At 64.5% G+C, this 21,015-nt stretch carries 18 protein-coding genes; 9 read left to right on the forward strand and 9 right to left on the reverse strand.

Translation table 11 applies throughout. The annotated features are described in order from the left end of the window. Nucleotides 1-9: 9 nt before the first annotated feature. Nucleotides 10-1,095: a hypothetical protein gene (locus tag EPO41_RS14355; protein ID WP_296326162.1), complete on the forward strand. Its 1,086-nt coding sequence runs from the start codon at nt 10-12 to the stop codon at nt 1,093-1,095. A gap of 1 nt (nt 1,096) precedes the next feature. On the opposite strand, the gene EPO41_RS14360 is transcribed toward EPO41_RS14355, so the two are convergent. Further along, a complete protein-coding gene (locus EPO41_RS14360; protein ID WP_296326164.1) occupies nt 1,097-1,549 on the reverse strand; it encodes a DNA polymerase III subunit chi in 453 nt (150 codons plus the stop codon). Nucleotides 1,550-1,556: 7 nt separating this feature from the next. Continuing rightward, the gene (locus EPO41_RS14365; protein WP_296326165.1) at nt 1,557-3,050 is read right to left on the reverse strand and encodes a leucyl aminopeptidase; all 1,494 of its coding nucleotides are present in this window, start codon (nt 3,048-3,050) and stop codon (nt 1,557-1,559) included. A 156-nt stretch (nt 3,051-3,206) separates the two neighbouring features. Here EPO41_RS14365 and EPO41_RS14370 point away from each other — a divergent pair, with 156 nt between their 5' ends. Further along, nucleotides 3,207-4,538: a nucleotide sugar dehydrogenase gene (locus tag EPO41_RS14370; RefSeq protein WP_296326167.1), complete on the forward strand. Its 1,332-nt coding sequence runs from the start codon at nt 3,207-3,209 to the stop codon at nt 4,536-4,538. A 246-nt stretch (nt 4,539-4,784) separates the two neighbouring features. Here EPO41_RS14370 and EPO41_RS14375 read toward each other — a convergent pair whose 3' ends face one another. After that, on the reverse strand, nt 4,785-6,362 hold the full coding sequence (locus EPO41_RS14375; RefSeq protein ID WP_296326170.1) for a hypothetical protein: 1,578 nt from the start codon (nt 6,360-6,362) through the stop codon (nt 4,785-4,787). Between the two features lie 25 nt (nt 6,363-6,387). After that, on the reverse strand, nt 6,388-7,494 hold the full coding sequence (locus EPO41_RS14380) for a tetratricopeptide repeat protein (RefSeq protein WP_296326174.1): 1,107 nt from the start codon (nt 7,492-7,494) through the stop codon (nt 6,388-6,390). Between the two features lie 305 nt (nt 7,495-7,799). Here EPO41_RS14380 and EPO41_RS14385 point away from each other — a divergent pair, with 305 nt between their 5' ends. Beyond that, complete coding sequence (locus EPO41_RS14385) at nt 7,800-8,864, forward strand: hypothetical protein (protein ID WP_296326176.1); 1,065 nt, start codon at nt 7,800-7,802, stop codon at nt 8,862-8,864. Beyond that, nucleotides 8,861-10,078, forward strand: coding sequence for an HAD-IIIA family hydrolase (locus tag EPO41_RS14390; RefSeq protein WP_296326179.1), 1,218 nt, complete (start codon nt 8,861-8,863; stop codon nt 10,076-10,078). Before EPO41_RS14385 ends, EPO41_RS14390 begins: the two co-directional genes overlap by 4 nt. On the opposite strand, the gene EPO41_RS14395 is transcribed toward EPO41_RS14390, so the two are convergent. Both EPO41_RS14395 and EPO41_RS14400 read right to left on the reverse strand, forming a co-directional pair. Then, the gene (locus EPO41_RS14395; protein ID WP_296326181.1) at nt 10,032-11,099 is read right to left on the reverse strand and encodes an aldo/keto reductase; all 1,068 of its coding nucleotides are present in this window, start codon (nt 11,097-11,099) and stop codon (nt 10,032-10,034) included. The two genes, EPO41_RS14390 and EPO41_RS14395, sit on opposite strands and share 47 nt — an antisense overlap. Next, the gene (locus tag EPO41_RS14400) at nt 11,021-13,051 is read right to left on the reverse strand and encodes a radical SAM protein (protein ID WP_296326184.1); all 2,031 of its coding nucleotides are present in this window, start codon (nt 13,049-13,051) and stop codon (nt 11,021-11,023) included. The genes EPO41_RS14395 and EPO41_RS14400 overlap by 79 nt, the downstream gene beginning before the upstream one ends. Nucleotides 13,052-13,180: 129 nt before the next feature. On the opposite strand from EPO41_RS14400, the gene EPO41_RS14405 reads away from it, so the two are divergent. Next, nucleotides 13,181-14,158 (forward strand): NAD-dependent epimerase/dehydratase family protein, encoded by a 978-nt coding sequence (locus EPO41_RS14405; RefSeq protein WP_296326187.1) that lies wholly within the window; start codon nt 13,181-13,183, stop codon nt 14,156-14,158. Here the strand turns inward: EPO41_RS14405 and EPO41_RS14410 are convergent. The 3 genes from EPO41_RS14410 to EPO41_RS14420 form a co-directional block, all read right to left on the reverse strand. Continuing rightward, a complete protein-coding gene (locus tag EPO41_RS14410; protein WP_296326190.1) occupies nt 14,155-15,249 on the reverse strand; it encodes a transketolase C-terminal domain-containing protein in 1,095 nt (364 codons plus the stop codon). The two genes, EPO41_RS14405 and EPO41_RS14410, sit on opposite strands and share 4 nt — an antisense overlap. A 14-nt stretch (nt 15,250-15,263) precedes the next feature. Continuing rightward, the gene (locus tag EPO41_RS14415) at nt 15,264-16,190 is read right to left on the reverse strand and encodes a thiamine pyrophosphate-dependent dehydrogenase E1 component subunit alpha (protein ID WP_296326193.1); all 927 of its coding nucleotides are present in this window, start codon (nt 16,188-16,190) and stop codon (nt 15,264-15,266) included. A 75-nt stretch (nt 16,191-16,265) separates the two neighbouring features. Then, nucleotides 16,266-17,216 (reverse strand): NAD(P)-dependent oxidoreductase, encoded by a 951-nt coding sequence (locus EPO41_RS14420; RefSeq protein WP_296326195.1) that lies wholly within the window; start codon nt 17,214-17,216, stop codon nt 16,266-16,268. A gap of 138 nt (nt 17,217-17,354) precedes the next feature. Here EPO41_RS14420 and EPO41_RS14425 point away from each other — a divergent pair, with 138 nt between their 5' ends. From EPO41_RS14425 to rfbC, 4 genes are all read left to right on the forward strand, one after another. Then, nucleotides 17,355-18,287: a class I SAM-dependent methyltransferase gene (locus EPO41_RS14425; RefSeq protein WP_296326199.1), complete on the forward strand. Its 933-nt coding sequence runs from the start codon at nt 17,355-17,357 to the stop codon at nt 18,285-18,287. Nucleotides 18,288-18,400: 113 nt separating this feature from the next. Then, nucleotides 18,401-19,420 (forward strand): GDP-mannose 4,6-dehydratase, encoded by a 1,020-nt coding sequence (locus tag EPO41_RS14430; RefSeq protein ID WP_296326201.1) that lies wholly within the window; start codon nt 18,401-18,403, stop codon nt 19,418-19,420. Then, entirely contained in the window at nt 19,372-20,487 is a 1,116-nt protein-coding gene (locus EPO41_RS14435; protein ID WP_296326205.1) for a hypothetical protein, read from the forward strand. The genes EPO41_RS14430 and EPO41_RS14435 overlap by 49 nt, the downstream gene beginning before the upstream one ends. Nucleotides 20,488-20,504: 17 nt before the next feature. Next, on the forward strand, nt 20,505-21,011 hold the full coding sequence (gene rfbC / locus EPO41_RS14440; protein ID WP_296326208.1) for a dTDP-4-dehydrorhamnose 3,5-epimerase: 507 nt from the start codon (nt 20,505-20,507) through the stop codon (nt 21,009-21,011). Nucleotides 21,012-21,015: the final 4 nt, after the last annotated feature.

The raw sequence follows: 21,015 nt of genomic DNA on the forward strand, positions 1-21,015 counted from the left end.
GCCATCGCGATGTCGTTCCCGGCGTTCGTCGCTCGAGGGCTGAAGGCGGAACGGTTCGCGCTGCTGGACATCGGCTGCTCCGGCGGCCTCGATCTGAAATGGCGCGCCTTCGGCGAGCAACTGAAGGCGCTGGGCATCGATGCCAGCGCGAGCGAGTGCGAGCGTCTCGCCGCCGCCGAGCGCAATCCGGAAGTTTCGTACGTCGCGGCCTTCGTGAGCCCCCGCGCCGACGAGCCGATCGACCTGTCGGCCGGCCCGGCGGCGCCGCTGATCATGATGATGCGCGATCGCATGAGCTTCATGCGGACGCGCGAGATCCGCGACGCCAAGCTACGAACCGCGTCGACCGAGGAACAGCTCCGGCACAATGCCTGGGAACTGACCGGGCTCGCCGATCCGAACAAGCCGGTGGTCGTGCCCGACCTTCTGGCGGAACGTGGCTGGACCGATCTCGACTACATGAAGATCGATACCGACGGCATCGACTGGCAGATCCTGCAGAGCTTCGAGGGCCGCTTGCCCGCGAACCTCCTGGCCGTGCAGATGGAAGTGAACTTCGTGGGTGACGGCGCCGACGACGAGCATTCCTTCCACAACACCGACCGCTTCATGCGCCGTCATGGCTTCGATCTCTTCCGGCTCGACGTTCGCAACTACTCCTCGCGCGCGCTGCCTGCCCGGTACATTTGGCCGACCCCGGCCGAGACTCATTCCGGCCGACCCTTCCAGGGTGAAGCCTACTACGCACTCGATCTCCTGGGTCCGAACGGTCCGGCAAGGCTTGCGAGCCTCAGTGCCGAGAAAGTGGCCAAGCTGGCGGCGATCCTGTCGGCCTGGGACGTGCCCGATGCCGCCGCCGAAATTCTGCTCGGTTGTCGCGACAGGCTGAAGCCGGTGATCGATGTCGACCGCGGTCTCGATCTGCTCGCGGCGCAGGCCCAGGGCGACCGCGCCCGGCCACTGGACTATCGAAGCTACATGGCCCGCTTCGAATCCGATCCGCCGGACTTCTACCGGCCCGAGGGGCCGATACCCCTGCGCGAGCGTCTCGCCGCTGCCTGGCAGGCCTATCTGAGACCGCGCGACAGGCGTTAGCTCAAGCCTTCTTCTCCCAGCCGCCGGTGTCGGTCTGCTGCCAGTAGGCCACGGTGTGGCCCGCCCTCTTGTATTCCTTCCAGCGCTCGCGCGCATCGGCGACCGCGGTGTCGTCCCGGCCGTCGAACAATTCGAAGCAGCGCTTGTAATCGCCGACCTTCCCGGACTTTGCCCGGTCGGCGACGAAGAGAAATGCGGCGCCGTTCGGATTCTCGTCCAAATGCGTCAGCCAGATGGGCTGGCGATCGGCCTCGCCATCGCGCGCGGCACCGTGCGGCAGGAAGCCGTTGGGATCGTAGACCCAGAGATGCGTGTTCAACGCGTCCACGCGCTCCGGCGATCCGAGCATCACCACCGCCCGCTCCCCCGCCTGCAATGTCTTGGTCAGCAGGCGTGGCAGCGTGTCTTCGAGTGACGATCGGGTCAGGTGGTAGAAGTTGACCTCGGTCGCCATCGGCGGATCAGCGCTCGTAGTTCTCGGCGATCAGCCGGTCGAGCAGGCGCACGCCGAAAGCGGTCGCACCCTTGGGCGTGGTGGTGTCGCCCTTGCCCGACCAGGCGACGCCCGCGATGTCGATATGCGCCCAGGCCACCCCCTCCTGCACGAAGCGCTGCAGGAATTGCGCGGCCGTGATGGAGCCGCCATCTCGCCCGCCGCCCACATTCTTCATGTCGGCGATTTCGGACTCGATCAGCTTGTCGTACTTCGGTCCGAGCGGCATGCGCCACAGCTTCTCGCCGATTCCGGAACCGGCCGCGCGCAACCGGTTGGACAGCTCCGTGTCGTTGCAGAACAGACCCGCGCGCTCATGGCCCAGCGCGACGATGATCGCGCCGGTCAGCGTCGACAGCTCGACCATCGCCTGCGGCTTGAACTTCTGCTGCGCGTACCACATGGCGTCGCACAGGATCAGCCGGCCTTCGGCGTCGGTATTGATGACCTCAACCGTCTGTCCCGACATCGATTTCACGACGTCGCCCGGACGCTGGGCATTGCCGTCGGGCATGTTCTCGACGAGCGCGCACACCGCCACGACATTCGCCTTGGCCTTGCGGCCGGCGATCAGGCGCATCGCACCGGTGACCGCACCGGCGCCGCCCATGTCCCATTTCATGTCTTCCATGCCGGCGGCCGGCTTCAGCGAGATACCGCCGGTATCGAAGCACACGCCCTTGCCGATCAGGGCGACAGGAGCCTGCCCCTTCGGGCCGTTCATCCACTTCATGACGAGGAGCTGGGAGTCGCGGCCGCTGCCCTGCCCAACGGCCAGCAGCGTCTCCATGCCGAGCTTCTTCATCTGGGCCTCACCCAGGATTTCCACTTTCACGCCGAGCTTGGTGAGCTCCTTGGCGCGGCGGGCGAATTCCGCCGGAAAGAGAACGTTCGGCGGCTCGCTCACCAGGTCGCGAGTCAGGAACACCGCATCCACCACCGGCTCAAGCTGGCCGTAGGCCTTCCGCGCATCGGCGGGTGTGGCCAGGACGACGGTGAGGCGCTGGAGCGACAACTTCTGATCCGGCTTGTCCTTGGTCTTGTACTTGTCGAAACGGTAGCTGCGCAGGCGGACACCCAGCGCGAGATGAGCGGCCAACTGCGCCGGCGACAGACGGCTCCCCTTGACCGGGTCGACGACCACGGTCACGGCGGTATGGCCGGCGGCATTGGCCTCGGCGGCGACCACGCCGCCCAGTTCCTCGGCTGCCCGCGCATCGAGATCCTGCCCCTTGCCGACGCCAAGCAGCAGCAGGCGTGCAATATCGCCGGACTGGCCCAGGACGGTCTGGGTCTGGCCCTTGGCTCCGGTGAAGCGCCCCGCCTCCAGGGCGCGGGTGACGGCCCCGCCGGCCGCCTGGTCGACGGCTTCAGCCGTCGCCAGAAGCTGCTTCTCCGCGCCAACAAACACCGCAACATTGCCGGCAAAGGCCTTCGGAAAGGCCGAAAACTCCACTTTCATCCACATCCCCTGCGCCTGGCGCCTCGTTTAATCCAATATTTCACCCCTGCGACGGGACCGCGCAAGCTGCGTTTGGCCGCCGCGCCCCTGCAAAATCGGAGTGGCATCCGGCCGCTGGCACCAGTATCAGTACCGGCCCTCAAAACGGACATGGAAATGACCTCAGCAACTCTGCCTCGCGTCTCGGTCGTCGGTCTCGGCAAGCTCGGTGCCCCTCTGGCCGCGGTTCTCGCCAGCCGCGGCTTCAACGTGATCGGCCTCGACGTGAACAAGACGCTGGTCGACGCGATGAACGCCGGCAAGATGCCGATCGTCGAGCCGCAGCTCAACGAGCTGATCGCCGCCAACAAGCAGCGTCTGTCGGCAACCATGGACGCCAACGAGGCGATCCAGAAGAGCGACGCCAGCTTCGTGATCGTCCCGACCCCGTCTGACAGCACCGGGTTCTTTTCCAACCGTTTCGTGCTCCAGGCCATGGAGACGCTCGGCAAGGCCCTGAAGAACAAGCAGGGCTATCATATGGTCGTCATCACCAGCACGGTGATGCCCGGCACGACCGGCACGGAGATCAAGGACGCCCTCGAGGCGGCCTCCGGCCGCAAGGTCGGGCCGGATCTCGGCCTCTGCTACAATCCGGAATTCATTGCGCTCGGCAGCGTCGTGCGCGACATGCTCTTCCCCGACTCGATTCTGATCGGCGAGAGCGATACCAAGGCCGGCGACATGCTGCAGACCATCTACCTGCAGATGTGTGAAAAGAAGCCGCCGGTGCAGCGCATGAACTTCGTGAACGCCGAACTCACCAAGATTTCGGTCAACACCTACGTCACCACCAAGATCTCCTACGCCAACATGCTGGCCGACATCTGCGACCGCATCCCCGGCGCCGACGTTGACGCGGTGACCAAGGCGCTGGGCGCCGACACCCGCATCGGCGCGAAGTACCTCAAGGGCGCGATGGGCTACGGTGGCCCCTGCTTCCCGCGCGACAACGTGGCCTTCGCCGCCTTCGCCCGCAAGATCGGCGCCCGCGCCGATGTGGCCGAGGCGACTGACCGCATCAACAACTTCCAGGTGGAGCGTCTTTCCACCCTCGTTTCGAAGTTCGCGAAGGCGGGCACGCGCATCGCCATACTCGGCCTTTCCTACAAGCCGCAGACGCCGGTGGTGGAAGAGAGCCACAGCGTGAAGCTCGCCGCCAAGCTTGCCGACGCGGGCTATGTCGTCACCGTGCACGATCCGCTGGCGCAGGATGCGGCGCTGGCCGTTCTGGGTGACAAAGTGGTCGGCGCCTCCTCGATCGAAGGCGCGGTCCGCGAATGCGACCTGCTGATCGTCGCGACCGGTTGGCCGCAATACAAGGAACTCGACCCGGCCTGGTGCAAGCGCAACGGCCAGCGCCTGACCGTACTGGACCTGTGGCGCACCCTCCCCGCCGATACGTTCGAGGAAGTCGCCGACCTCCTGTATCTCGGATCGGGCCGGTAGGACCGAGCCCTCATCGGATGACGAAGCCCGCCACGTGCGGGCTTTTTCATGCCCTCCCGGACAAGCGCGGCGAAGCAAAATCGTCAGCCTCCCCATTCAGATGGGGAGGTGTCGACGTCCTACGTCGACGGAGGGGTCATGAGGCGGTCGTTCGTCCTTCGGCGCTCTCGGACATTGCAAGCTTGGCGGCTTGTAGCCAAGCCGCAGCCTGTCGCTCAACGGGCCGAGCTTCGCTCGGCCCATACGTCAGATCGCGCGACGTCCGCGGAAGCGGAGCACCTTGCCGCGCAGGCTCGGATCGACGCGCGGCAGGCCGGCAAGCACCTGGCTGCAGAACGGGTTGATGTTGGCCCCGACATAGTCGGTGAACAGCGGCCAGAACCGGTTGTAGATCACGTTCACGCCGACGAAGCGACGCGGGGTCCGCCGGCCCGGGGGCCGCGTTTCCGCCTCGGTCGAGGTCGCCTGCCTGAAGAGCTTCGTCACGACCTTGAGGCGCCTGGCGTCGAGCGGGCCGGCCTGCCGTCCGATCCGGATCGGCTCTTCCGGACTCTGCGTCGCCAGGCCGAACTCGAAGATGAACATCTCGGCCCGCGGGAGCAGATCCTCGAAGGCCCCCCTCTCCAGTCCTTCCAGATCCGACGGCAGCCCTTCGCACTCGTTCGGCACCAGGATCGGACCGGTGAAACCCATGGCCCGCCACGCCGTCAGGAACCGCTCGACGAACTCCTTGCGCGTTGCGACGATCATCACCGATGTCGAGCGCGGATAGGTCAGCATCTGATCGGCCACGAAGGGCAGCGTGTGGTCGATATCGTAGGTGAGATCGTCGTAGAGGAACCATTCGAGGCTCGTCGACGTGTACGGCACCTTGGCCGGCTTCAGCGCCGCATCGAGCCCTGCCGTGAAGCGCTGGTAGGACGTCTCGCGGTCGAGCCTCACTTCCTCGATCTCGACATCCGGCCAGCCCCAGTTATCGGCCTGCTCCGGCACATAGGGCGTCGACACGTTCCAGATGTACTGGTCCTGGTCGTTCATCCGCGTCTGCCGGCCCTTGTTGTTGGCGGCGGCGACGCGGGTGTGATCGCAGTGATACCCGAAGACCTTGTCGATCAGCGTGTCCACGCGTCCGCGATACAGGGCAAGGCGCGCGGCCAGGTTCGAATCGCAATGCCAGCCCAGCAGCATCGATTCGTCGAAGCCATGGATGGCGAACATGTCCTCGCGAAGCGCCGCCTGGAAATCACCCAGCGCGTCGTACTTCATGGGCATGAAGTTATGGACGACCTGATTGAGATGGTAGCGGACCGACCAGTCCCGCAACTTCTCGAGATTGCCGGCGGGATCGCGGCGATCGAAGGCCGCCTCCCACAGCATCTCCGGCAACTCGAAGCGCGGGATCTGGTAGAAGCCGTCCGGCACAGAGCCCAGGATATCGCTGAGCGACTCGCCCGGGGTGCGCGAAACCAGAAGCATGTCGGTGTTGGTATAGAGGACCCACCGGTTCCTCGGATTCGACCGGCGCAGCGCCACGTTGCGCGACTGGGCTTCCAGCGCGACCAGGTGGGTCTTCGACTTCAGATGCGCATGCTGCTCGGGGCGAATCCGCAGGATCCGGATGACCTTCTTGGCCTTCTCGGTCAGCGTGTCGTGGATCGCCTCGGGAAACGTCGGATGATCGTCGGGCGTGTTGTAGTCGACGAAGAGAATCTCGTCGTCCGGATCCGACATCACTTCGGCGAGGGCATTGAAGCTGATGGCCGCCCGCTTGTGCAGGTTGTAGCCGTGCGTGTCGTTGCGGCCGTAGATGATGACGGAAAACATGGGACCTCGCGTGACGGGCGATCAGTCAGGAAGCGGAACGTGCCAGCTCGTTGCGGGCTGCAGCATACTCCACGAGCGTCGGGAGGCCGATGTCCACCACCTGCTGCCAATACGAACGGGCAGCGGACCGGTCCCTGCCATGGGCGGCGACGCCGAGCTGGAACAGCGCTTCGGCACGACGACCGGCGGTGTCGGCCCGGCCCAGCAGCTCTGATTCAGAAGCCGCTCCGGATTGCAAAGCCAGCAGCGACGCGACCCAGGAATCCCCGTCGACGATGCCGTCGGAGGACAGAGGCCGCCCAAGACGGAGCAACGCCGTGCGCAGGTACACCGTCCAGTAGGGATCACGCCTGTCGTTCCTCACCATCATCTCGAGATGGGGCAACGCGGCATCATAGTCGGCCAGGCGCAGGGCGACATAGGCGGCGGCGGAGGGACGCCCTCCCAGCAGCCCGAGTTGCTGCCGCCAGTCGGCGTTCGCCTGGTCGATGTGCCCGAGCGCCATGTGCGCAATCCCCCGGGCATTCAAGGCTTCCGCGTCCTTCGCCCGCGCGGCGAGTACCCGGTCGAGGGCCTCGATGGCGGCCGCGTACTGGCCAAGCGCGGACAGGGCCTCGCCCTTCAGCGCGAGGGCGTCGAGCGAATTGGGATGAAGCTTCAGCGTGCGTTCATAGTCGGCCAGCGCAAGATCGGGCTGCCCGTCGGCAAGATAGGCATTCCCGCGCGCGAGGTGCGGCAGGGCAAATTTCTTGAGGGACTTCAGGACCCTCGTGTAGGCGACGATCTCGGCGGTGTGCGATCCCTGCTGGCGCAGGACGAAGTGCCGGTCGGGCGCCCCTGCCCGCCCCGCCTGCCTGAGCTTGCGGGCCTGCTCGTATCTCGCCGAAGCCGCAGCCGTGTCGCCGCTCATGTCGAGGGCCTCGCCTTCGGCCTCGATCGCATCCGAAAAAGCAGGGGAGATTGCAATCGCCTGCCGAAGCAGACGGATGGCCGTCTCGGCGTCACCGGTGCGAAAAAGCGCGGTCGCCCGCAGGAAGAGATGTTCCGCTTCGCCGCCGTTGCTGCCCGCGACCCATTCGTCGGCCGATTGCCGTCGCCGCGTCCCCAGCACCTCTCGCAGGCTTCCCGACAAGCGCAACAACATCCCTGAGTTACTCACACAAATGCTCCTGCACGGTACGGGACCGAATAAGCCGCCAAGACGGTGGGGGCCCTATTCTGCCCCGAGATCACACGCAGAACTGCCGGAAAGCTCCGATGACCCGCCAAAACCGCCATTTCGGCCTGTCCGCTAACTTAGCGTCGCGGGAACGTCAAGGCACCCGGATCGCCCACAAGGTGCGTCGCCCCGTCGGCGCAATTGACGGAATTCTACCGCGCCGATAACAAACCGGCCCACATAACCGGCGATTCAGCCGTCCGAGCAGGTGTCAACGAATGAATGCCCCGCCCTATCTCAGCATCGTTGGCTGGGCACGGAACGACGGCTACACGCCGAATTACGCAAAACGCCTCGAACACTCCATAGGCTTTCTCGTCCGCCAGCTCGACAGGCACAGGATCCCCTCCGAGGTGATCGTCGTGGAATGGAACCCGCCGCCGGGGAGTCCTCTTCTCGCAGACCAGATGAATGGTTTCCTCGGCGGCACATCCCACGCCAGCGTGCGGTTCATCGTCGTGCCCCCGCAATTCCATCGTGGCCCGCGAGGCTGGCAGAAGCGCGGGATGCACGTGAACAACGCGGCGAATGTCGGCTTCCGGCGGGCTCGGGGGCGCTTCGTGACGCCCAAAGCCCTGGATACCTTCTATTCGGACAAGCTCGTCTCGACGATCGGCCGGCTCGATCTCGACGACCGGCGCGTCTATCGCTGTGACAGGCTCGATGCACGCATGGAGGCCGAGTCCTGGCTCGACCTTGCGGATGACGAACTCCTGGCCGCGCTGGCACGGCATGTCGTCCTCAGGAACGGGCGGCTGACCCACAGCATCGACTGGAAGATGCGGGACCTTCACACGAATGCCTGCGGTGACTTCATCCTCATGTCCACGCCGCGGTGGCACGAAATCCGTGGGTACCAGAAGGATCCGACGGTCCTCTGTCTGGATTCGGACTCGATCGCGCTCCATGCCGCGGCCGCGCATGGAGCGTCCGAGGTCCACTGGCAGGAAGAGTGCATCTACAAGGTGGTGCATGGAAACACCCACGCGCAACGCGTGGCCACGATCTGGAAGGACTGGCAACTCAAACTTGACCACTACCTGATCTTGCGCCACCGGCGGGAGCTGGCGATGAATCTCCGGGTGTGGCTCAACTATCCCCGCCGGCGCGTCCGTGGCCTGGAGGAGATTCTGGCTCCCTCGATCGAACGCCACTTCGTCGCCAAAGCCGCTCGATACGCGAAGAACGACACCTCCCTCGTCACGAACGATGCCGACTGGGGCTTGGCCCGCGAGTCACTGTCCGATCGGACCGTGGTTCGCGCCGCCTGGGACACGCCATGACCGTCCGGCAGGTCGTTTGCCTGGTCGGCGGTCGCGGGACCCGCCTCGGCCCGCTCACCCAGAACATGCCGAAGCCTCTTCTGGAGGTCGGCGGCCGCCCCTTCCTCGACTATCTGATCGACGAGGCAAACCGCTTCGGCCTCCAGCGACTGCTGCTGCTGGCCGGGCATAGTGCCGGCGAAGTCGTGCGGCACTATGCCGGCAAGGTCGTCGGCGGACTGTCGATCGACGTGATCGTCGAAACGGCTCCCGCGGGGACTGCCGGTGCTCTGGCCAATGCCGCGGCCTCGCTCGATCCGACCTTCTTCCTGGCCAACGGCGATTCCTTCTTCGGCTTCAACTGGCTGTCCCTCGTGCCGGCGCTGGACCGGGACGACTGGACGGTCCATCTCGCGCTCGCGCGCGGCGTCCGGGGAGGACGCTACGGTCGCCTGGAAACCCGGGGCAATCGCATATCGAGGTTCCTGCCCAAGGCGGATAGCGACCTGCCGATAAATGCCGGCGTGTATCTCGTCCGGCGCCGGATCCTCGACCGGATCCGGGAAATCCCCTGCTCGCTCGAGGACGATATTCTTCCGCCTCTCGCCTCGGAAGGCGAACTCCTGGGAACCGCCGCGGAGGGCACATTCATCGACATCGGTGTTCCCGACGATTTTGCGCGTTCACAGCAGGCCATGCCGGCCTTCACGCGCCGGCCGGCGGCCTTCCTCGACCGGGATGGCGTGATCAATCACGACGACAATTATGTGCATCGGCCGGAGCAGATACGCTGGATCGACGGCGCGAAAGAGGCGGTCCGCTGGCTGAACGATACCGGATACTATGTGTTCGCCGTCACGAACCAGGCCGGAGTCGCGCGCGGCTACTATGGCGAGGACGCCGTAAACTCGCTCCATGCCTGGATGCAGGGCCAACTGCAGGCCGCCGGGGCACACGTGGATTGCTTCGAGTACTGCCCCTATCACCCCGAGGGTACCGTCGAGCGATATCGACGGGTTTCCGAGATGCGCAAGCCGGGACCGGGGATGATCCTCAAGATCAGAAGAGAGTGGAACATCGACTGGGATCGATCATTCATGATCGGCGATCGCGACATCGACATGCAGGCGGCGGAGGCGGCCGGTATCGCCGGCTACCGGTTCCCCGGCGGCAACCTCCTGGATTTCGTCAGGATGCACGCGCCGGCGAAACGAAGAAATCCCTCTTCGCGTTGATTTCCAGCACTCTTTCCACGATTTCGGGGGGCAAGGGTCCCTGATCGCTCGCTGCGGCGTTCGTCTCGGCTTCCGCCGGGTGCAGCACGCCCGGAATGACGCTCGAGACGCCGTCGAACGAAAGGCAGAAGCGCAAGGCGCTCAGCACGGCCTCCCGTCCCGGTGTCGCCGAGACCGCCGATATCAGATCGCGCGCTCCATCGATCCAGTTGTCGAGCTGGACGCGCGACCACGCCGCCCGATGGTCACCGGCGGCGAAGGCGGTCGACCGGTCGATCGTACCCGTGAGGAAGCCAAAGCAAAGCGGCGTTCGAGCGATGAACGCCGCCCCCTGCCGAATGACTTCCTGAAGCAGTCCCTCCGTGACGACGCGAACATCCATCATGTTGAAGTTGGCCTGAACGATGGGCGCGCGGGCGACACGCAGCGCTTCGACCGCCCCTCCCGGATTCTTCGCGGAGACGCCCCAGGCCCGGATTTTCCCCTCGGCTAGCAACGAGGCGATCACCTCCCTGGTCTCGTCCGCGGACAGAACGTCCGAAGGAGGATTGTGGAGCTGCAGGACGTCGAGATAATCCGTCCCCAGGCGCTTCAGGCTGAGTTCTGTCGAGCGCCTGATGGCGGCGGCCGAGAAATCCGCCGGCTTCGTCCAATCGTCGTAGCCGGCCTTGGTGGCGATCACGGCCTTGTCCCGCCCGCCCGCCACCGCCCTGCCGATCAGGACCTCGCTATGCCCTGAACCGTAGGCACTGGACGTGTCGAAGAAAGTGATCCCGAGGTCCAGCGCCCGTCGAAGCGCCGCCAGGGACTGGGCGTCATCCGTATCGCCGTACGAGGTTGCACCGGCCGTTCTGCCACCGATCCCCCAGGCACCGAATCCGACCTCCGAGACCAGAATTCCGGTCTCGCCCAGCTTACGATATTTCATCGCCTCGATCGCGGTCAGTAGTGTCCGGCCAGCTCGGGCGTGATCTCGACGGCGCGCGGCGAATAGAGATAGGCGCCCTTCTTGTTGCCCCACCAGACGATCTCCCGGCACCACTTCTGGAAGTCGTCGTAGGGCCGGCTCGTGCGGTCGATTTCCACGACGATCGGCACCTTGCGCAGCAGCGCCGGCTCGCCGCCGCGCACCTTGTTCCAGTAGTCCAGCAGATCGTAGTTGAGCTTCACCTTCACATTGCCCCGGACGAAGGGCTGGTGGACCAACGCATGGTTCAGCTTAATGGCCTCTTCGACGACCTCGATGGGAAGGCCCGAGCTTCGCGCCTGCACGGTCTCGGACAGCAGCTCGCCGGCTTCGCGGTAGAAGTCGTCGAACTTCCCGTCGGCCGTCAGCCTGACGAAGATGTACTCGTCTGCCGGCCAGAAGATATTGAGGTATTCCTTCGAGAAGACGTACTCGGAACCACCCTGCTGGATGGACCGGGCCTCGCTCTCGAAAAAGTCGTTGATCCAGGCGATCGTCGGAAACCGCTTCGCGTCGGCGGCCATGAAGGCCTCGATCATGTCGCGGTAGGAAATGCCGGATATACCGTGCGCCAGGATGAGCGGGATCTGGAACAGCTTGTCGAAATGCAGCAGCGCCGTCATCCAGCAGAAGGTGCGCGTGCGGCGCCAGTCGTCGAGCGGCGTCGCCGCGGTGGCGATGACCAGGTCCTGGACTTCCGGCACATCGTCGTCGAGCTCGATGCGCTCGCCGTGGATGTTGATGATCTTCGATTCCACGGTAACCATGCCGTACTTGGCCTGGTAGGCGGGATCGCCCATCTCCGCGTTCGGCAGAATCGACAGGTTGTTGAACTGGATGCGGTTGTGCTGGCCGTTCTCCATCAGCTGATCGACACCGCGCACGAAGGACTCGTAGGTCTCACCGGGCAGGCCCAGGATCAGGTCCGAGTAGGTCTCGACCTTGTCGCGCGTGAATCGGCGCTGGAGTTCCATGTAGGTACCGAGCGAGATGTTGTCGCGCTTGATCGCCTCCAGCGTCGGCATGTCGACGCTCTGCATCGACAGGGCGACACCCTTGTTCAGGCCGGCGTCGGACAGGATCTTCTGGGTCTCATAGGCCCGTTCCGTGGCGTTCTTGGTGTTCTGGACCGAGAGCGCCACCGGAAAGCCGGTCTTCGTCTTCACGTCGGCGACGTAGTTGGCGATGTCGACGTCGCGCTTCTGGATGCCGAAGTTGGCATCGCAGCAGAAGATGTACTCGATCTTCTTCTCGGCGAACCAATCGACCTCGCGATAGAGCCGCTCTTCACCGAACTTGGTGACCTTGCCGGCCGTGGCCGACCCCCAGTCGCAGAAGGTGCAGCGGAACGGGCAACCGCGGTTGGTTTCCCACAGGCCGATCCAGCTTTCCGTCCGGTTGGCCGCCATGATCTCGTCAAAGGCGCCTTCGAGGAAGGGCGAAGGAATTTCGTCGAGGTCGCGCACGCGGTCGAGATTCTTGGTGCGGACGAAGCTGCCGTCGGGCTTCACCATGCTGATGCCGGGAATGGCGTCCCAGGTGCTCCGATCGTGAAATGTCTCCAGGAGCTTCAGGAAAGTCCGCTCGCCCTCATTGTGGACGGCGAGATCGATCTGGCGATTGGCCCGCATGAAGGACTCGGGCTGGTCGGGTACGTGCGGCCCACCGAAGATGATGACGATGCCCGGCTTCAACGCCTTCAGGCGACGGGCGATCTCGAGCGAGATCCGGCCGTTCCACACATAGGTGCTGAAGCCGACGATGTCGGCATCCTTCAGGGCCTCGACCGCATCGGCGATGCGCACGCGCTTGTAGAGCGGCGGCAGGAACCGGTAGAGCTCGGGCTCGGCTGCAAACTTCTTCACGTAGGTCTGCAGCAACGCGACCGAATATGGCAGATAGTTCTGGCCGGAGAAGGAGTTGTTGATCTGAACCAGGCCGACGACCAAGGCCCCCGCTCGGGGCGTGGCTTGCGTAGCGGCTTCTGCGGCGTGGGGCGTCGACATTCGCTGCGCTCTGTGTCCGGTCTTCTTGGCGGAAGACGAAGAGGTAGAGCGCCACTCTTCGCATTGCAATAGGATTGACTGCCATAATCCCATGGTTCAGCAGGGATTTTTCGGTGTCCTGAGGCGAAAATGCAGTTTGCGGGCAAAAAGATTCTGATCACCGGCGGGGCCGGATTCCTGGGAACCAACCTGGCTCTGAAATTGACGGCCCTCGGCGCCAGACTGCGTCTCACGATGCATCGGAAGCCTCTTCAGGTCGCGTTCCCTGACGCCGAACTCGTGCAAGCCGACCTGCGACGCCCCGAGGATTGCGCCCGCGTCGTCGAAGGAATGGACGTCGTCTTCATCTGCTCGGCACAGACTTCCGGCGCGGGCGTCATCCGCACCACTCCCCTGGTGCATGTCACGCCCAACGTGCTGATCAACAGCCTCCTCCTCGAAGCCGCCTACCAGGCGCAGGTGAAGAAGGTGTGCTTCATTTCGAGCGGCGCCGCCTATCCGGGGACGGGCGCGCGGCCCGTGACGGAAGCGGAGATGTTCAACGGCGATCCGGAGGAGGTCTATTTTCCCGCCGGCTGGATGAAGCGCTACGCCGAGATCCTCTGCCGGACCTATGCCGAGAAGATCGCGAATCCGATGCCCACCGTGGTCATCCGCCCCTCCAACGTCTACGGCCCCTACGACAAGTTCGACTTTGCCGTGAGCCACGTCACGGCCGCGCTGGTGCGGCGGGTCGCCGAACGGCAGACGCCGCTCCAAGTGTGGGGCACCGGCGACGACATCCGGGACCTGATCTACATCGACGATTTCGTCGAGGGCACCCTTGCCGCCGTCGCGACGGACCGGCCGTTCCTGGCCATCAACATCTGCGCCGGCCAAGGCTATGCCGTCCGGCAGGTCCTCGAAACGCTGCTGGACGTCGATGCATTCCACGACGCCCAAGTGACGTTCGATGCCTCGAAACCCAGCACGGTTCCCGTGCGCCTGATGGACAATGGTCTCGCCCGCTCGCTGCTCGGCTTCGAGGCGAAGCTATCCCTGGCGGAAGGCCTCCGGCGAACCCTGGCCTGGTACAGGAGCGACCCGGCCAGCCCGGCGCGCCGCTAGAACGGGCCCCTGAAGCGCTTGTAGCCTTCGGTCATCGATCGCTCGACCGGAAGCTCGATGCCGTGGCGGCTGCCACAAACCTGCGTCAGGATTGCTTCCACGGTCTCGTGCTGGCTCGGGTAGTAGATGTCCTCGAGGCTCTTCGCCGTCGGGCAAGGTGCCGCGGCCATGCCGAGCATCGCTGGCGCCTGCCGCAACATCGCCGGATCCCGCATCATGACCTGACGGCAGACCTCGCCAGCCACGCCATACTCGAGCCAGGACGTATCAGCGATGACCAGACGGCCCGTCTTGCGGATGCTGCCGATCACCAGCTCCCAATCCGGGTGACTGATGGAGTTGAGATCGATGACTTCGACCTCGATGCCTGCCTTCTCGGCAACGTACTGGGCCGCGCGCAACGCCTCGAGCACCATCACCGACGTCGCCACGACCGTCACGTCGCGCCCTTCGCGGGCCACGTAGCTGGTGAGCGGGATCGGCTTCGCCGGCGTCCCGGCGGAAACGGAGAAGTCCAGGTTGTAGAGGAGCCGGTGCTCGATGCTCACCACCGGGCCCGGATGCCGGACGATGATCTGCGGATACATGTCCACGATCGCCTGGCTGGTCGACGGCATGACGACCGTCAGGCCGGGATAATGGGCGAACGTCGCCTGCGGGCTCTGCGAATGCTGGGCGCCCTGCCCCCAGCTGCGCCCGACGACGAGGCGGATCAGCATGGGGCACGACATGATGCCGCCGAACATGTAGCGGTACTTCGAGGCCAGGTTGACGATCTGGTTCATCGCCAGGAACGAGAAGTCGGCGCGGATGTGCGTTGTGATCGGATAGTCGCCGACCAACGCCGCACCGATCGCCACGCCCGTCATGCCTTCTTCCATCAACGGAACGTCGAACACGCGCTGGGCGCCGTACTTCTGCGCGAGGCCGGTGGTCGAGCCGAAGATGCCCTTAAAGTCGTCGACGCCCTGGCCCATGATGAAGACGTTCGGATGGTCGGCCAGCGCCGAGTCCATCGTCTCCAGCAGCGCACCGGCATAGGACAGGACGCGCGTCTGTGTCGACGGACGCTCTTTCGAAGAGACGTTCATGCTTCAAGCCCTGTCTAGATGATGTCGGTCAGCAGTTCATCGCGCCCCGGGAAGGGGCTTGTCTCGGCGAACTCGGCGGCTGCCGCGATCTCCCGATCGATCTCCGGCTTGAGCTCGGCAACGAGCTTCTCGTCGAGCAGCAGCGGATCGCGCGCCTTCCAGGCGTCGATGTCGGTCGCGTTGCGATACCCGAAATGGAAATCGTCGCCGACGCCGACATGCTCCTTGTAGCGCCCGGTTGCGATCTCGAGGACGAAGGGGCGGCCTGCCCGTACGACGGACAACGCATCCAGCGTGGCCTGCCGGATCGCCAGCATGTCCCAACCCTCGTCCAGCCGTCGCGCTTCGATGCCGAAGGTCTTGGCGTGTTCGAGCAGATTGTAGGATTGCCGGGCGTTCTTGAAACTGTGCACGGCGAGCCCGTTATCCTCGCACAGGAACAGGACCGGCACCTTCATGAGTGCCGCGAAGTTCAGGCTCTCGTGGTAGACGCCCTCCTCGGTCGCACCGTCGCCGAACACCGCGACGGCCACGCGCGAGCTGCCCCGGCGCTTGAACGAGAGCGCCGCGCCGACGGCGTGGGGAATGGAACTGGCGACGACGGCGGAGGAGCCCATCAGCCCGACTTCCGGCGCCGACAGGTGCATCGAGCCAGCCTTTCCCTTGGAGACGCCGCCGACGCGGCCATAGAGTTCCGCGAACATCTTGGGCAGCGAGCCGCCCTTGGCGATGTAGAAGCCATGCGAGCGATAGGTCGCAAACACGAGATCGTCGACGTTCAAGGCGTCGCAAACCCCGACGGCTACGGCTTCCTGGCCGATCGACAGATGAACGGGGCTTTGGATCCTGTCGGAGGGGTAGAGCTCGATGATGCGCTCTTCGACCAGCCTGATCGTCAGCGCTGTCCGGAAAAGTCGGCGGTAGCGCTCGTCGCTGTCCATCAAACTACATTCCCCAAGCCTGAAAGTCGGCCATTCCGGCCGCCGGTGCCGCCTCTCCTAGCGATACACCTGCAACTATTCAACATTCCGGTTGGCCCGATACCAGGCGAGCAGTTCGGTCAGTCCGTCCTGAACCGACGTTGCCGGACGCCAACCCGTGGCTTCCATGAACCGGCGCCCAGAAACGCGCAGCATCGCAGGGCCCAGATTCTGGCCTTCCAGTTCGACCTCCGCATCGCCAAAGCCGTCGGCGTCGAGCAGCGCCTCCAGGATCGACCGGACCGAGACTTCGTCCGGAGTTGCCACGTTGAAAGCCCGGAAGCCCCGTTCGTCGGGCCGGCAGACCGCTTTCACGGCCGCGGCCAGATCGCGGGCGTGGATCAGGTTTCGCGTCTGGGTACCATCTCCGGCCAGCCGGATCGGCCGGGTGCGCTCGACCACCCGTCGGACGAGCGACGGCAGGAAGTGGCCTGTTCGCGGGTCGAAGTCGTCGTGCGGACCGTAGACGAGGGTCGGTCTCAGGACGATGGCGGAGTCCAGCCAACCCAGCGTCCTGACATACCATTCGAGCTGTTTTTCCAGGTAGCGGTGCATCCACCCCACCCCGAACCAGTGCCCCGGTGGATTGCCGGACTCGTATTGCTCCTCCTCCAGCAACTCCGTGGCGGGCGGATAGCCCGTGCAGGAGCTGACGAGCACGACATGCCTCGCGTCGCCTCGTGCCGCGGCTTCCAGGGCATTGGTGACGATACGCAGGTTGTCGAGTACCGACTCCACCGGCTCCTCCCGCAGCACGGCACTGGTGGAGACCCGGCCGGCGCACAGGACGACCGTGTTGCAGCCGGCGAAAGCGCGCGACGCCTGGGCCCGATCGTTGAAATCGCACTGGACCCACTGGATGCCTTCGGCGGCAAAGGGCCGGCGCGACCTGTAGGTCGCAACCACGGGCTCTCCCGTCGGGCCAGCGAGCACCTCGACGACGTGCCTTCCGATCAGGCCCGTCGCACCCGCCACTGCGATCGTCATCGTCCTTCGGTCTCCCCTCATCTGCTTGCCGCGTCGACCGTAACCGCCGGCCGGCAGATTGTCGCATAGTTCGGTCGACCGGGCCGTTGGACGTGCTAAGGAACGCGCGCAAACGGACGAGTTGACGGGAAAATGGGAATGTCGCCGCAGCAGCGCCTTGGACAGAAAGAATTCGAAGTCGCGGTCGGGATCCCGGCGGGAAGCCTGGACGAGCGCACCAAGGCGCTCCTGGAGAAGACCCCGCTGCTGTTTTCAGCCCTCGACGACCAAGCCCAGGCGGCCGCGCGCGCGAACGTGGCCGAGGACATCGACCGCGGTTTCACGGTCGTCGGCGAGCATCGCGCCTCCATCTGGCGCGACGCGTGGCAAGATCACCTGGACGATTTCATCGGGTCCGGACACGCGCTGGAAGCGCTCAATCCGCGGTTCGTGGGCGGCACCGTCCTCCTGCGCTGGCAGGGCGCCTATATCGAGGGTGTCACCGAGCGCTTCGAGCTGGCCTTCCTCGAGATCTTCCGCGACTGGCTGTTCCGGACCTATCTTGCGGATGCGTCGCATCTCTACGAGTTCGGCAGCGGCAGCGCCTTCAACGTCGCAGCCTATGCGAAACTCTATCCACAGACCTCGATCACCGCGCTCGACTGGGCACCCGCTGCGGTGAAGATCGCCGACCTGCTGGGCGAGCGGCATGGCATGAAGATCTCCGGCCGGCGGTTCGATTTCTTCGCCCCGGAAAGCGGTTTCGAGTTCGCTCCTAACAGCAGCGTGCTGACCATGTGTGCGCTGGAACAGGTGGGCGACAGGTTCCAGCCGTTCCTGGATTTCCTCCTCGCAAAGCGCCCGCAGCGAGTGGTGCATGTGGAGCCCATGCTGGAACTCTACGATCCGGATCTGCCGCACGACGCCCTGGCCATCCGGTATCACCAGCAGCGCAAGTACCTCAGCGGGCTCCTGCCTCATCTGCGCTCGCTCGAGAAGGCCGGTTCCATCCGCTTCCTCAAGGTGCAACGCCTGAAGTTCGGCAGCCGCTTCCACGAGTGCTTCTCCGTGGTTGCCTGGGAACCGGTCTGACCGGCCCGGCCCCAATCCCGGGGTCGCATTCACGGGCGAGACGGGCTAATGAGGCCCGACCGGAGCGCGGAAGCGCCCGGCCAGATCCAAAGCCAAGCGAAAGGCACCTCAAGATGTCGGCCAAGCGCGCCCTGATCACGGGCATCACGGGAATGGTTGGCTCGCACCTTGCCGAATACATCCTGAAGCACACCGACTGGGAAATCGTCGGGCTTCTGCGCTGGCGGAGCCCCCTCGACAATCTCAGCGCAGTCGTGGGCTCGATCAATTCGGGCTCCCGGGTTCGGCTCGTCTACGGCGACCTGCGCGACACCCTGTCCATCCAGCGCTGCGTCGAATCGGCGAAGCCGGATTATGTGTTCCATCTGGCCGCCCAGAGCTTCCCCCGCACGAGCTTCGACTCCCCCCTCGACACGATGGACACCAACATCCTCGGGACGGTTAGGATCCTGGATGCTCTGCGCACGACCGCGCCGGATGCGGTCATTCATGTCTGCGCCTCGTCCGAGGTCTTCGGCCGGGTGCCGAAGGAGAAGCTGCCGATCTCCGAGGAATGCAGCTTCCACCCCGCCTCACCCTATGCGATCTCCAAGGTCGGGACCGATCTCGTGGGTCGCTTCTATGCCGAGGCCTACGGCATGAAAGTCATGACCACCCGCATGTTCACACATACCGGCCCGCGCCGCGGCGACGTGTTCGCCGAGTCGACCTTCGCCAAGCAGATCGCGATGATCGAGCACGGCCTGGTTCCCCCGGTGGTCAAGGTCGGCAACCTGGAATCGCTGCGTACGGTGGCCGACGTGCGCGACGCGGTGCGCGCCTACTACCTCCTCGTGACGAAGGATCCGGTCCCAGGCGCATACTACAACATTGGCGGCACCCATTCCTGCACCGTCGGGAACATCCTCGAGCATCTCATAGCGCTGTCGCCGAAGCGTGCGGACATCAAGGTCGAGGTCGATCCGGACCGGCTTCGCCCCATCGACGCCGATCTCCAGGTTCCGGATACCTCGAAATTCGAGAAGCATACGGGTTGGCGGCCCGAAATCCCCTTCGAGCAGACGATGCGTGATCTGCTCGACTATTGGCGCCAGCGCATCGGCGTCGAGGGCAACCGCTTCCTGACGCGTTAGCCAGAAGAACCGAGCAGAGCATCCAAGAAATGAAGCGCCCTCCGGCAAGCGACAACATGTCGATGGCAATGTCGAGAACGCCCTACCGCGTGTCGTTCTTCGGCGGCGGTACGGACTATCCCGAATGGTACCGGGAACACGGCGGCAGCGTGCTGTCGATGGCCATCAACAGGTACTGCTATATCGTCGGGCGTCACCTGCCGCCCTTCTTTGCGACGCGTCACAGGGTGGTCTGGTCCCATATCGAAACCGTCAACTCCATCTCGGAGATCCTGCATCCGGCAGTTCGTGCGGGGCTGCAGTACATGGAGTTCGACAACGATCGGGGCGTCGAAATCCATCATCAAGGCGATCTTCCGGCCCGCTCGGGCATCGGCTCGAGTTCCTCCTTCTCCGTGGGCCTGATCAACGTTCTCCATGCGATGCGCGGCCAGACAATCAACAAGCGCGATCTCGCCAACGCCGCCATCCACCTCGAGCGCGACATTCTGCAGGAAACGGTCGGATGCCAGGATCAGGTTGCCAGCGCCTATGGCGGCCTGAACGTCATCAGCTTTGGAAAGGACGGCGCGATCGACGTCGTGCCGCTGGACCTTTCGGGCCAGAACCAGCGGAAGCTCGAGGACTGGCTGCTGCTCTTCTACACTGGCACGACCAGGCTCTCTTCGACCATCGCGAAGCTGCTGGTCTCCAATTTCGCCGCGAAGAGCAAACATCTGCAGCGAATGCACGCCATGGTCGATCCCGCCGCGAAGCAGCTTCGCATGGGTGATCTGGAGTCATTCGGACAGCTATTGAACGAAGCCTGGCAGCTCAAGCGCCAGTTGTCGGACGGCGTCACGACGACGAGCATCGACGATGTCTACGCGGCCGCCCTATCCGCGGGCGCGCTCGGCGGCAAGCTGCTGGGCGCCGGCGGTGCGGGCTTCATGGCCTTCATCGTGCCGCCGGAGAAGCAACCCCGGGTTCGGGCCGCCCTTTCCCATCTTCTTCACGTGCCGGCGGGGATCGACTTCACCGGATCGACGATCGTCTACCGCCAGCTCGAAACACTGCCGCAATCCTGAAATCGACGGAAATTCACATGGAGACCTTTGCCACGCCCCTCGACTCGGTCCGGTTGATCAAGCCGCCGACGATCTTCGAGGATTTTCGCGGCCAGTATGTCGAGACGTACAACGAGCGCCTCTACCGCGAGGCAGGGATCGACCAGCATTTCATCCAGGACGATATCTCGATGTCGCGCCGGCATGTGCTTCGAGGCATCCATGGCGACGACAAGACCTGGAAGCTCATCTCCTGCCTGCAGGGAAGCTTCTACATGGTCGTGATCAACAACGATCCCCAGTCCTCGCAATACCGGAAGTGGACGTCGTTCACCCTCTCGGAGAGCAACCGGCTGCAGGTGCTGGTGCCGCCGAAATTCGGCAATGGCCATGTCGTCATGAGCGAGCAGGCGATCTTCCATTACAAGCAGACCACCGACTACGATCGTTCGGGCCAGTTCACGCTCATCTGGAACGATCCGGCATTGAACATCTGGTGGCCGGTCCAGAATCCGATCGTCTCGCAGAGGGACCAGGGGCTGTAGCCGG

The sequence above is a fragment of the Reyranella sp. genome (assembly GCF_004297265.1).
In the GTDB taxonomy this organism is placed as follows: domain Bacteria; phylum Pseudomonadota; class Alphaproteobacteria; order Reyranellales; family Reyranellaceae; genus Reyranella.